General features: G+C 26.3%; 10 protein-coding genes. 6 read left to right on the plus strand and 4 right to left on the minus strand.

What is annotated here, in order from left to right; all coding sequences use genetic code 4:
- Positions 1 to 39 precede the first annotated feature (39 nt).
- Both Q8852_RS00005 and Q8852_RS00010 read left to right on the plus strand, forming a co-directional pair.
- Positions 40 to 1,437: a DnaA ATPase domain-containing protein gene (locus Q8852_RS00005; protein WP_305937983.1), complete on the plus strand. Its 1,398-nt coding sequence runs from the start codon at positions 40 to 42 to the stop codon at positions 1,435 to 1,437.
- Between the two features lie 135 nt (positions 1,438 to 1,572).
- Positions 1,573 to 2,922: a DNA polymerase III subunit beta family protein gene (locus Q8852_RS00010; protein ID WP_369810260.1), complete on the plus strand. Its 1,350-nt coding sequence runs from the start codon at positions 1,573 to 1,575 to the stop codon at positions 2,920 to 2,922.
- Positions 2,923 to 2,964: 42 nt separating this feature from the next.
- Here Q8852_RS00010 and Q8852_RS00020 read toward each other — a convergent pair whose 3' ends face one another.
- Together Q8852_RS00020 and Q8852_RS00025 are read right to left on the minus strand one after the other, a co-directional pair.
- Complete coding sequence (locus Q8852_RS00020; RefSeq protein ID WP_305937984.1) at positions 2,965 to 4,305, minus strand: HAD family acid phosphatase; 1,341 nt, start codon at positions 4,303 to 4,305, stop codon at positions 2,965 to 2,967.
- A gap of 154 nt (positions 4,306 to 4,459) precedes the next feature.
- Complete coding sequence (locus tag Q8852_RS00025) at positions 4,460 to 5,668, minus strand: IS3 family transposase (protein WP_305937985.1); 1,209 nt, start codon at positions 5,666 to 5,668, stop codon at positions 4,460 to 4,462.
- A 414-nt stretch (positions 5,669 to 6,082) separates the two neighbouring features.
- Here Q8852_RS00025 and Q8852_RS00030 point away from each other — a divergent pair, with 414 nt between their 5' ends.
- Positions 6,083 to 7,678: a hypothetical protein gene (locus tag Q8852_RS00030; protein WP_305937986.1), complete on the plus strand. Its 1,596-nt coding sequence runs from the start codon at positions 6,083 to 6,085 to the stop codon at positions 7,676 to 7,678.
- Positions 7,679 to 7,728: 50 nt separating this feature from the next.
- Here Q8852_RS00030 and serS read toward each other — a convergent pair whose 3' ends face one another.
- Entirely contained in the window at positions 7,729 to 8,994 is a 1,266-nt protein-coding gene (gene serS, locus Q8852_RS00035) for a serine--tRNA ligase (RefSeq protein ID WP_305937987.1), read from the minus strand.
- A gap of 218 nt (positions 8,995 to 9,212) precedes the next feature.
- On the opposite strand from serS, the gene rpmH reads away from it, so the two are divergent.
- From rpmH to yidC, 3 genes are read left to right on the plus strand one after another with little or no spacing between them, the layout of a single operon-like run.
- On the plus strand, positions 9,213 to 9,359 hold the full coding sequence (rpmH, locus tag Q8852_RS00040) for a 50S ribosomal protein L34 (protein WP_257089135.1): 147 nt from the start codon (positions 9,213 to 9,215) through the stop codon (positions 9,357 to 9,359).
- An 8-nt stretch (positions 9,360 to 9,367) separates the two neighbouring features.
- Entirely contained in the window at positions 9,368 to 9,709 is a 342-nt protein-coding gene (rnpA, locus tag Q8852_RS00045) for a ribonuclease P protein component (RefSeq protein WP_305937988.1), read from the plus strand.
- Entirely contained in the window at positions 9,693 to 11,756 is a 2,064-nt protein-coding gene (yidC, locus tag Q8852_RS00050; RefSeq protein ID WP_305937989.1) for a membrane protein insertase YidC, read from the plus strand. Before rnpA ends, yidC begins: the two co-directional genes overlap by 17 nt.
- 110 nt (positions 11,757 to 11,866) lie before the next feature.
- Here the strand turns inward: yidC and Q8852_RS00055 are convergent, their stop codons facing one another.
- Positions 11,867 to 13,516: an IS1634 family transposase gene (locus tag Q8852_RS00055; protein WP_305937990.1), complete on the minus strand. Its 1,650-nt coding sequence runs from the start codon at positions 13,514 to 13,516 to the stop codon at positions 11,867 to 11,869.
- Between the last annotated feature and the right edge of the window lie 208 nt (positions 13,517 to 13,724).

Genomic DNA, 13,724 nt, shown 5'->3' on the forward strand with positions numbered 1-13,724 from the left:
TTTATTAACATACTTTTAAAAAACTTATAAAATTAGTTTATGAATAACTTATTTAAAGAAGAAGAAAATAACAATCACGAAGTTAAATTGGATGTTTTGAATGAGGTTTTTGTAGAGTATATGAAAAACGAAATTCAAGATAACATGCTTTTTAGAACATTTTTTAAAAATTTAAAGATTTTATCTTTTGAAAATAATGAAGTAGTTATCTTTTTCCCAAAAGTTTATCCAGACTTATTCAACTTTAAAAAATATTACAATGATATTTTCGTTAAAGCGGTAAATGAGGTTTTTGGAGAAGGTGTTACTTTTAAAATTATTGATAAAGATTATTTAGAAGCTTCAAAAAATGCTGAAAAAGTCATTAAAAAAGCTGATAATTTAATAAAACCTTCAAATTCAGGTAACCTTGACCAGACTTTTGATACTTATGTTGAAAGTAACTTTAATAAAGAAGCTTTAAATATTTGTAAATCAATTGCTGCGGGTGAATATAACTTTAATGTTTTATTTATTTCAGGAAATTCTGGATTAGGGAAAACTCACTTAGTTAATGCTTTAAATAATGAATTTTGTAAACAAGGTAAAAAAGTTTTTATTATTAACCCAATTTCATTTTCACCTTGACTTACTAATTTATTAAAAGAAAATGATCCTAAAAAGTTGTTTAATACCCATAAAAGACTAGTTGAAAACTATGATTTACTAATTTTTGACGATTTTCAAATTTTCGGAGAAGGAAATAAAAAATCAACTAAAGACTTTATCTTCCAAATTTTAGATGGTAGAATGCAGAAAGATAAAATTACTGTCTTCTGTAGTGATAAAGATATCAATCAAATATCTACAATGTTTGATAATCGTCTGATTACTCGTCTTCAATCAGGGTTTATTACTAAAATTAAGCAGCCTGATATGGATGATTTATCAAAATTATTAGATTCGTTTTTAGATGATATTGAACTTAATAATGAATTAATTTCTAATGAGGCTAAAGATTTCATCATTAGAAACCATACAGCTTCAATCAGAACCCTTTTAGGTGCTGTTAAACGTATTTCTCATTATAAAAAAGATATTTTGAAGTCACCAAAAGAATATATAGATAAAACTATAACTAATATTTTTGCTGATGTAGTTCAACAACAAGAAAATATTACACCTGATGTAATTATTAAAGCTGTTTCTAAGTATTATAAAATTCCAGTTAAAGATATTTTATCTAACTCAAGAAAAGCTGAAATAGTTGTTGCAAGACATATTGCAATGTACATGATTTCAATTCAATTAGATTATTCTTCTACTGAATTAGGTAAAGTATTTAAAAAGGATCACTCAACCGTTTTAAACGCTTTAAACAAATTTAAAAACTCAGATGACGAAAGTTTAAAAAGAACAATTCAAGAACTTAGAAACCAAATATATAAGATTAATTAACAAGTAATCCACAAGTTATAAAAAATTTAATTTTAAGCAAAAAGTTAATTTAAATTAGATTTTTATAACTAAAAATAACTTTTTACAAGTTATCAACATATCCACAACATATATTATTAATATAAAGGAGATTTTATGAAATTCACTATTTCTAAATCTAAAATTGACCAATTAGTTGAATTTATTTCAACTTATATAGATAGTAATGATACATTTATTCCATTTAGATGTATTTATATGCATATTGATACAGAAAAATTAACATTAGTAGGAGCTTCTTCTACTCTTGCTGCTAGAAAAATAATTGATTTAAATGATAATGATATTCAATTAGAAAGAACTGGTAGTTTTTACTTATCAGCTAACTTATTAAAAAATATTATTAAGAAATTTGATAAACAAATTACATTTGATGCTAAAGAAAATTTAATTGATATTTATGAAGGATCAACATTATTTACATTAACTAAATTAAACGCTGGTTTATATCCAAAAATTGATTTTGAAGATACAGATAATCAAGTTCAAATCAATTCACAAAAATTTGATAAAGCTATTTATGATGTATCTACATCAACAAGTTCATCAAATGATAGATTAAATTCTTTAATTTATAAATGTATTAATATAACAGCTAAAAATTCTGATGAATTAAGATTCTTAGCAACAGATTCATATCGTTTATCCACAGAAATTATTAAAGTTTCTAAACCCATTACAATTGATTTAACAATAGATAATAAAAACCTTAAGAAACTTATTACTAAAGAAACACCAGAAACAGTTAATTTATTCTTTAATCAAGATAAAATTGGTATTTCTTATGATAATACAGTGGTTTGAACAGCTGTAAACAGAACTCAATTCCTTGATGTTTCAGCATTATTCCAAGTTAAATACACAAGAAACTTTAAAATCGAAAAAGAAGAACTTTTAAAAACAATCAATAAAGCTTTATTCTATCAAACAGATAAAGATAAGAAAATGGAATTTAGCTTTGAAAACCATAAATTAAAAATCAATTATGAAGTTCCTGAAATAGGAACAGCTAGTGCTGAATCTGATGCTTTAGAAATTGTTGAAGGTAATGAAATTGAATTTGACTTCAACTACAACTACGTTAAAGATGCTGTATCAGCTTTAGATTCAGGAATGTTGAATATCTTTGTATCTGATTCAGAAGATAAATTACTATTTATTTCAGAAAATGATCCACACCACATTCAATTAATTACACCTATGAGAAAGTACTATTCATCTCAAAAAATAATGACAGTAGCAATTAAAGGTGGATCAATTAAATTAAGTCAATTTCTTAAAAAAATCGATGAAATAGATACAGGTGGTCAAGCAAAAGAATTTATAAAAAATAACTCTATTACAATAAATGGTGAACAACCAAAAGGTAGAGGAAGTAAAATAAAAGTAGGAGATATAGTTTGAATTAATAATTCAATCTATTCGATAACTGCTAAAGAAGAATAGAAAAATCACTCGTTTGAGTGATTTTTAAATTAGCTTTTAAAACTATTTTGCTGGTGTAGCAGCTGCTGAACCATTACCTGTTTGTGTACCTGTAGCAGGAGCAGGAGTTGTGGTTGATGTATTTGTTCCTGTAGTTGTTGTAGCAGGAGCTGATGGTGTGAATACTCAACCTGAAGCAGCAAGTAATTCATTAGCTTTATCAAAGTTAAATGCGCTTGAACCAACTGCTTGTTTTACTCAGCTTCCGTATGATGTGTTTCCTGGGATTAAGATGTAACTTGCGGCGAAATCTTCTTTTTCAAATTTATTTGTTTTTATATTGAAGTATACAGATTTATTGTTTACATCTGTGTTTCCAAATAAAATACCATATCCGTTGTTAGCATCTTTTAAAGCAGCAACAACTTCAGCTGATTTAATTCCTTGTTGTTTTGAGAAGTTGTCGTTAAAGTCTGAGATATCATCTCCAACTCTCATAACAACTTTAAATTGTGCTTGAACTTTATCAATTGTTAATTTATTTGTGTTGATGTAGTGCATTCTTTCTTCTTTAGAAACTTTAACATCTCTGTTTGCTTGGCTAAATGGTTTTTGAGGTGTTGCACTTTCTGTACCTTGCATTCATCAAATTCATTCAGGCATTAATTTAGCATCAAGACCTAAATTTACTAAGTTAGTTTTTGAGGCTTCAACTTCACCTTTGATTTTACCATTTGAACTATCGTTTTGATTTCTGTTTGAGTTGAACATTACAACTCCACCTTTTTCTCAAACGTGTTTGATGAATTTAATTGCTCCAGCAACTTCTTGAGATTTAGCTTGCATTACAAAATCATGTCATGTAGTTAAACTAAATGTTGTGTTGTTTTTTACTAAGTAGTTTTGGTATGCAAAGTTATTTAAAACTGTTTCATCTAAGTCCATAAATACAACAGGAATAAATTTACCTTCTTCTGTAGCTGTAACGGTAACAGCTGAACCTTTTGAGTCAACATTTGTTAATGAAACATTAGGTTGTGTAATCATTGCGTCAAAAGCAGCTGTAGCTTGTTTGTAAACTTCCATTCCCATAGCTTCTTTTTCAGCTGAAATACTGTTCCATGTGTTTGATGATGTTAATGAAACTGTATTGTATCTTTTAATAGCATCTGCTAATTCTTGAGTTTTGCTTGTTAAATTAGTTTGTGCTGTTGTTAATTCTTGAGTTTTGTTTGTTAAATCTGTTTGTGCTGTTGTTAATTGAGCTTTAGTATCAGCTAATTGTTTTTCTAAGTCTTTAATTTTTTTATCATTATCTGATGGTGTACATGATACTGCAACAGCAGGAATAATAGCAGTAGCTGCACCTCCAAAAGTTAATAATAATTTAGAAACTTTATTCATTTGTTAATTCTCCTTAAAATTGTTATTGTGTTATAACACTTTTATTTTATTCTTATTTAGTTTCTGTATATCAATTAGTATTTATAAAATATAGCAAAATATACATGGACAACTTATTTGGACTCCCCTCCTTATAAATTGTCTATTTTTTTGATTAAGAATTTAAAGCATAAAATTGATTAGGAGTTAATCATCCTAAATTAGATTGAATTCTTTCCGAATTATAATATTCAATAAAATCTTTGATAATTACTAATAATTCATCATATGAAGTTGTGTTGTAATTAACAAAATTTAAACATTCAGATTTTAAAATCGAGAAGAAATATTCTGCTTCTCTATTGTCTAGAGAATTGCCTACTCTACTCATCGATATAGTCCCGTTTTTAGAATTAATTAATTCAATATACTCTTTTGAAGTGTATTGATAACCGTGATTTGAGTGAATTATTCATGGTGAATCAAATTCTAATTCTTTTATATGCGAAATAACAAGTTCAGTATCATTTCTGGTTGAGACATTATAATTTAACACTCTTTTTGTTTTATGATTTATTGCGACTGATAAAAATAAGTGATTTAATACATATTTTAAATCGTAAGGAACTTTTAGGTATGTAACATCTGTTGCTACAATATTTCTATTTTCTTTATCGTTATAATCTCTTTTAACTATGTTGTCACATTGTGCAGAAGTATTTTTAATTTCTCTTTCTTTTTGTTTTTGTCTAACTCTACATTTAAGGCCTATTTGTTTCATTCTTCTTCCTATTGTTCTAGAAGAAATCTTAATACCGTATTCTTTTTCTAATACAGCAGAAATTCTAGCTCTTCCAAAATTTCTTTTGTGCTTGTAAAACACTTCTTTAATTTCATTTTCATATTCAATTTCTTTATCTGAATTTTTAGAAGTTTTTTGGCTTAATAAATTAAATAAAGTGCTTCTAGACATGTTAAAAGATTTAGCTATTTCAGCTTTACTTGATTTAATATTTTTGATTTTGTTCAAATCTTCTTCAGGAATATCTTTGACAATTTCTCCATATTTTTGTCAAATTTCTAGTATTGTAACCATATCGTCTTTTGAAATCTTGTTTCAATTAACTTTTGTATTTTTTCTTTTTCTTCCACGTTTATCTTTTGATAATTTGTAAACTACTTCTTTATTCATATTATGTAAATTATAATGTTTTATAAATTCAATAATTTCCATTAATTGATTTTTTGGTAGTTGAATATTTGTGGCTATTTCAAATAAATTTATGAATTTTTCATAAGGAAATTTATTTCTTTCTATAGTGAGAATACAATTGAATAATCTTTCCATTAATGATTTATTCAAAACAATTTGCTCTTTTATCATAACTTTTACAGTCTAAATAAAGTGTCCTAGTTTACAAAAATAGAAACATTACCACATTTTTGAATGTTTTATTAAAAACAAAATTAAAAATCTTTATTTATAAATTAAATACACAATAATTATTTATATTTTTCGTTTGCATCGAAATTTAAACACTATTAAATTATTGTGAAAAAAGTATGAAAAATATGGAAAATTCCACATTTTATGAAACTTTTCCAGTTTTTATTACTGATGGATTTTGCTATAAAATTGATTTTTGAACATTTTTCTATGGTGTAAAAAATAAAAAAATAAAGATAAAAATATTTAAGCCTAATAATAAGAAACAAAAGCATTTCTTTAGGTTAAGTGCTGTTGGAAAATGATATTGCAATTTGGTATAGAATTAAATTAGGGTCAAAAGGAGAATTTATGAACAAAGATAAAAAAACAAAAAACAAAAACTTAAATACTTTAATTCAAGATGAAAATTTTATGCAATTTTGCGGATTGGAAATACAAACATCTACAAGCGACAATATAGATGAATTGATAGAATTGAATCATATATATGAAACAAAGCAAATATTAGATAAGATTGACAATAAAATAGTTTTCACTGAAAATAAATCTTTTACTGTTTTGAAAGAATTTATTCAATTCTTAAAAGTGTTTTCAAAATATGAAAATTACACCAATAAAAAACAACAATTTGAATGAATTTTAGAATTGTATTTATATGATTTCTTTGTTGCGAACATGTCACTAAATGATTTAGAAGATAAATTATCAATACACTATGAAGATTTAAGAAAAAAGATTGATAAAGATTTTATTAAAGAATTCGATACTCATGTTAAAAACAATGACTTATTTAATTTATTAACTGAAAAATGTTTCTTATTTTACTCAAAATTAGATACAAAAACAAGTAAAGAAGATTTTGTTTATGAATTAGATAATGAAAGAAATGTATATAAATTATCTCCAGTAGTAAATAAAGCTGCAGCAATTAATAATCAAATGTATTATTGATTATTACCTATAATTTTTACAATTACAAAAATTTGTAATAAAACAATATGTAAAAAAGAAACTGATTTAAAAACTATTTTAAACAAACCTAATAAAGTTCTTAAATACTTTTTAAACGGAAATGAAAATTATGTTTTAGATTTAGATAAAAAAGATTTTAGTACTAGCACAATGTGAAAAACGAATAAAAACGAAATAAGAAATTACGTTTTTGAAACATTAAATAATATATTTTATTTAATTGATAACAAACATAATTCATGAAGTTATGATGAAGCTAGAAATGCAACAAAATGTGCACATAAAACTCAAGATAATAACCAAATCACAATTGGTACATGTAATCAAGGGATTGAATTAATTTATGAATTAATAGAAAATATTAATTACTTTAAAGACCAAGACATAGATGTAAAAGTTTGAAACTTATACTTAACAAAATACATTAGATCAACAATTATTCCATTTGCTTTTAAAACTCGTTTACCTAAAGAAGAAGAAAACGATGAAGAAATTATAAAATTCAGCGAATATATGGAAAATGATTTTGGTTTTTTAGTTAATTTAATAAATCAAAAAATTATTAAAAAACTAATTAAAATTAAAACAGCAAATGATGAAGAGTTTAAATACTCTGATGAACTTTATGAATCTAGATACAAGAAGTTTATAGATTCATTTTATGATGAAAAACCAACATTATTTAGCGCTGATAAAGCGGAAAGATTTAAGAAAATACAAAGTATTTTATGACTAATTGCTGAAATATATAATATTGAAAATGGTTTATTTAAAGAAGCTACAACGGTTGAATCAATTACATTACAAGAAATATATGATTTAATTAGAAATCAAAACTTTAACTTTATTAAATATAGTAAAAAAACATTAATTAAAAACAAATGAAATTCACCTAGAAGTATAAATTCAAGAGGTATAACTTTTGAAGATTTAAAAGACGCTTTAGCTAAAGCACATGAAGAATTAAATTAATTAAAAAAATCCAAATAACACTATGACATAATGTTGTTTGGATTTTTATATTACTTAATAATTTCCATTCCCATATATGGAACTAATACTTTAGGAACTGTAATTGTTCCATCTTCGTTTTGGTAAATTTCTAAAATAGCTGCAATAACTCTATCAACTGCAAGACCTGAACCATTCATAGTGTGAGCATATTGAGTTTTACCTTCATTATCTCTATATCTAATCATAGCTCTACGAGCTTGAAAATCACCCATGTAACTTACTGAAGAAGTTTCTCTATATCTTTCTTCAGATGGTAATCATAATTCTAAGTCAATTGTTTTACGTGATGAGAAACCTAAATCACCTGTACATAAAAGCAATTCACGGTAAGGTATTTCGAGTTTTTCTAAAACATCTTTAGCATCTTCAAGCATTGCTTCAAATTCCTTAATAGCATCGGCTTCATTTGTAACTTTAACTAATTCAATTTTTTTGAATTCGTGTTGTCTTAAAATTCCACGAGTATCTTTACCAGATGAACCAGCTTCAGATCTGAAGCATTCTGTGTATCCTGTAGCTCTAAATGGTGTAGATAAGTCTACGATTTCATTGTTGTAAATGTTTGTAAGTGTAACTTCAGCGGTTGGAATTAAATATTCATCTTCACCTTGAATTTTGTATAAATCTTCTTTGAATTTTGGTAATTGACCTGTTCCGTATAACATAGCTTCTTTAACTATAACAGGTGTATTGAATTCATTGTAACCTTTAGATGTGTGAAGGTTTAACATAAAATTAATTAAAGCACGAACTAATTTAGAACCAGCATTTTTATAAATTACTGCACGAGAACCTGAAAGCTTAACAGCTCTTTCAAAGTCAATAATATCTAATTTTCTAGCGATTTCATAGTGAGGAAGTACACCTTTAACAAGACCTCTTCCTAAATTTGGGTGTTCAGCTAAAACAACATTATCATTTTCATCAACACCAACAGGTACTTCAGGTAATGTTTCGTTAGGAATTTGTAAGATTAATTCTTCAATTCTTTGATTTAAACTATCAGCTTGAGAACTTAAAGTTGCTTCTTCTTGTTTAATAGTAGTAATTTGTTGTTTAAGTGCAGCTAATGCTTCTGGATTATTTTTTTGAAGTCCGAATTCTTTTGATAATTTAGTTAATTCAGCTTTTTTTAATTGTGCTTGATTCATTAAAGTACCACGTTGCTCAGCAAGTGATACAAATTCATCATAAATTTTGATTTCAAAACCTCTATTTTCAAGGTTTTTTCTAACTTTATCTTTATTATTTAAAACGTATTTTAAATTTAACATTTTAACCTCTTATCTATTTTTGAAAATTATACAACAATTAAAAAATATATTTTGACATTAAAAAAGCTTTTTGTTTTGCTCGGATAAAAAGCACTAAAAATAAGCAATTTTAGTAGTGATTTTAGGGTAAATTTTCAAAATTCAAAAAATGAGTTTTTGTGTATAATATAAGCACGCTTATAATATAATTGTAAAATCATTCACAAGGAGGAAAGAATATGAGCAAAAGAACATACCAACCAAACAAGCGTAAACACGCTAAAGTTCACGGTTTTAGAGCTAGAATGAAAACAGCTAACGGTAGAAAAGTATTAGCTAGAAGAAGAGCTAAAGGTAGAAAAAGATTAACAGTTTCTGATAAATAATTTCTAAAATGAAAAAGCAATATCGACTTAGAAAAAACTGAGAATTTAACAATGTATTAAACTCGGGCAAAAAGAATTGTCTCGCAAATAAATATCTAATTGTTTATTCAGTAAAAAGCAATACTTTTAGGGCAGGATTAACTGTACCGAAAAAATTTGCTAATGCAGTTGGTCGTAATTTATACAAAAGACAATTAAGAGCAATAATACATGATTTAAATCTCTATGATTTGAATTATGATTTTGTGTTTATTGTTCGCAAAGATTTTATCAATAGCGACTTTCAAGTAAAGAAAGAAGCAATTGCTAAACTTTTTGAGAAATTTAGGAAAAATGAAAAAGACGAATAATAATTTTCAATATTTTACCAATAGTGAAGATCCAAAACAAAAAAGAAAAGAAGGATGAAGAAAATTCTTAAAATGATTTAAAATCGTCTTTTATGTTTTTGTTTTCGGTTTAACAATAACAGGGTGTGTGCAAGCGTTTGCACTTAAGAATTCATATAACGTAGGTAACGGTATTGAGTTTTATAGAAATAAAAACGACATTGCACCTAGAGTTAATACTTTAAAAAATAAAACAGAAGAAATTAATTACACAGAAAACAATAATGACAAAAAAGAAGAAAAATTCACTGTCGATGTATTAACAGCTGACACTGAAGCTAACTTCTTTGTTCGTGATTCTAAAGTTTTAGAAGCACTTAGAAATCAAACAGAAAAAAATGGTGGAAACTATGGACAACCTGATAAATATTTAGTTGCTTTCCAACTACCTGAAAACAAATCACTTGAAGCTGAAGGTTTATCAACAGCTAAAGATTCAATTTTTGGAACAAATGGAAATGATCCTAAATACTTATTTAGATCACAAACATCTCCAAATTATGAATATGTAACAAATGCAAAAAACAGTGATATTTACTTATTCGCATTTAAATATGACTGAAAAAATGATAAAGAAAAAGATTTATTACCTAAAGTTCTTAATACTAAGTTCATGGAAACTGCTACAACTTCAATTACCATTGTAGATAAACAAGGAAATGAAGCTAAAGTTACAGTTCCTGTAACTACTTCAGATGGTAGTTTAGCTATCACAGATATTTCAGGAGTGCTTCATGTAAATACCCCTAAAAATATTTATAAAGAAGATAAATCAAACTTTGATGAAGCTCAAAGAAATGCAAATAGAATGTTTGCTAGAGATATCTTACAAGCATTTTATGATTACAGTTTTGGTAAAGGTACTGAATTCGCTAAAGAATTAGGTGCTACACCATCGGAATTCATTAAAAACTTAATTGATAACATTGGAACAAAAATTAATGAATCAAATGGAACAACACCATTATTCTACTTAACACCAAAACAATTTAGCATGTTAAATCAATATCAAAAAGTAATGAGCGAATACTTAGGTCAACTCCAATACTTTAATAGAGATAATGTAAGCATGCAAAGATGAAGTGAGTTAGAAAAAGCACAACTTAATGCTGATCAAACTCAATATGTTGATAAATTTGACTACAAGAAAAACACCTTATATTCACAAAATGCTTCAGTAGTACCATTTGGTGGAGATTATGCAATTCAACCAATTGTTACTTGAGGAGAGGCTTGAAAATATGGTCCATTCTATGGTTTATTAGTCTACCCACTTTCTGTTTTAATTCAATCATTACGTCAAGCTATGCCTGATTGAGATGGTTGAGCAGCTATTATTGCTATCCTTATAGCTATTATCCTTACTCGTTTAATAGGGCTTGCAATTACATTTAGATCAACTGTTATGCAACAAGTAATGGAAGAGCTTAAATATAAAAAAGCAGCTATTGAAGCCAAATATAAAGGTCTTGAGCAGAATAAAGCTATGAAGATGAAAAAACAACAAGAACTTTCAGCTTTATATAGTAAATACAATATAAACCCAGCTGACCAGTTTGGTACAATGATACTTTCGATGCCGTTATTCTTCGCTATGTGAAGGGTTATTCAAAGTATTCCAGAAATTAAAGAGACAACGTGATTAGGAGTTAACTTCGCATCTATCTCATATAAGAGATTATTCGATGGAAACTGAGCTTATTTATGAGTTTTAGCAGCAGTTATTATCTTCCAAATTCTTTCTATGTTGATACCAAAATTACTCAACAAGAAAAATTTCAAGAGAAGAACAACTATTGCTGAAGCTGAAGCCTTGAAGAAATCCGAGAGAACACAAACAATTATGATGATTGTATTCACTGTAATTACAGTTATGTTCTCAGCTGGAGTTCAAGTCTACTGAATCTTTGGTTCAATATGAACAATTTTACAAACGATTGTAATTCACTACTTAACTCAATCACAATGATTTAAACGCAAATATATGTCTAAATATTTAAAAAGATAATTAATAGGAATCTCGCAAGAGATTTTTTTAATACTTGTCCTGAGTTTCGGAGTTTTAAAGGCTTAAAAACGAATAGTCCTTAAAAATAGGGCTATTCGTATTTTTTATGTCTAAATTACTTGTACAATTTTTGAAAATATTGTTTGTATTGTTTCAAAATCAGAAATATAATCTGAATTTTGAGTATTTCGTATATAAATTTCTTCTTTTATTTGACCATCAACAACTTTTACGACTTTTTCAGCTGATTTAATTGCTTTTATAACTCTTTCATTTGAAAATCTATCAATTACGCCAGTATCTTTTAGAGTTTTGTTAACTGAGTAAAGTAAAAATTTCATGATAACAAGAGACATAAAACATAATAAAATATGTGCTTCAATATGTTTATCTGTTCAAACATACATAGGTCTAACTTGTAATGATGATTTCATTGTTCTAAAGTTTTCTTCAATCTGTCATTGTTTTGCATAAATTTCAACAATTTCTTCAGATGTTAAATCCATTCTTGACGTTTCATAAATATAATAACCGTCAAATTGACTATCTTCTTGAACTTTTTTATAGTCTAATTCATAAAACGCTTTACCAACTTTTTTGAAGAATTTATATTTCTTTCCACCAGTTAATTTACCGGTTTCAACTAATCCATTTTTGTTTTTTAATTTATTAAAATTATCAATTAAGTTTTGTCTATCAGCTTTATCTTTTAAAGCTCTTTTCTTACTAAATGTAACTATTCTACGTCTTAGTTTTCCGTTAGGACGTTTTTTATTGTATAGAGAAACAATTGTTTCTTCTTTGTATTTAAAGTTTTCATCACCTACATAGTTACTTTCATCTAAAACAAAATCTTTAAATGATTTTGCACCTGATTTTAAACGATAAGAAATTATGTAATTTATCCCTTTTTGTTCTAAAAATCTTATGTTACTTGATGTAGACATACCTTTATCGGCAATTATTGTTACATTTTTTATTTCATAAATTTTGCTCATTTCTAATACAAAAGGAATGAAAGTTTTAGAATTTGCAGTATTTCCTTTAAAGGTTTCAATATGAATAGGAATACCATTTTCATCTGTAGCCATACCGACAACAACTTGGTCTTCTTTAAATTTTCCATCTTTTGAATAACCACTATGTCTAAGACCTAAATGTGAAAAACTTTCAAAATACATAGTTGTTGAATCATAGAAAACTAGTTCAACTTTTCTTGATGTATTTTTAATAACTTTTTCGTTAATTCTTTTTAATAAGTTTTCTTTATTATCATAGATAAGATTTAATAAGGAATAATAACTATCTTTGCTAGTGTTTGGGGCATCTTCATATTTATACTTATTTTTATGTATTGAAATATAACTATTTGCATCAATTATTCTACTTGCAATTGTGTATTTTAGAATTTTATTAAGCTCTTTATGTCTTGTCTTTGGGAGTGCATCAAATATTTCGAATTTATTAATCAAATCATAAAGGATATTTATCCCATAGTTTACATTGTAAACTTCTGTTTTTGAAGAATTTAATGCGAACATAATACTTTGCTTGATTTTTTCTTTTGAATCAGTAATCGATAATGTTTCACAAACATTTTTTATTACATTTATTGGATTTGATGATAGATCTTCTAATTTTTCTAATCTACCAATACCAACTTGGTTACCATATCCTTTTCCATAACCATTTGATGTTGCAACAGAAATATATGTGTGATTCTTTCTTTTGTGTTTGATAACTATAAACTTATTTTTCATGTCTATATTATACCATTTTATACAAGTAATACAAGTAAATAAAAGGACTTTTTTAGAAGTAAATTAAAAATCCATATATCATAGATATATGAATCTTAATTAATTTGAATTTTTATAGAATTTTTAAACTAAAACTCCGAAACTCAGGAGATTATTCGATGGAAACTGAGCTTATTTATGAGTTTTAGCAGCAGTTATTATCTTCCAA

The sequence above is a fragment of the Mycoplasma seminis genome (assembly GCF_030718845.1).
GTDB classification, from domain to species: Bacteria; Bacillota_I; Bacilli_A; order Mycoplasmatales; family Metamycoplasmataceae; genus Mycoplasmopsis; species Mycoplasmopsis seminis.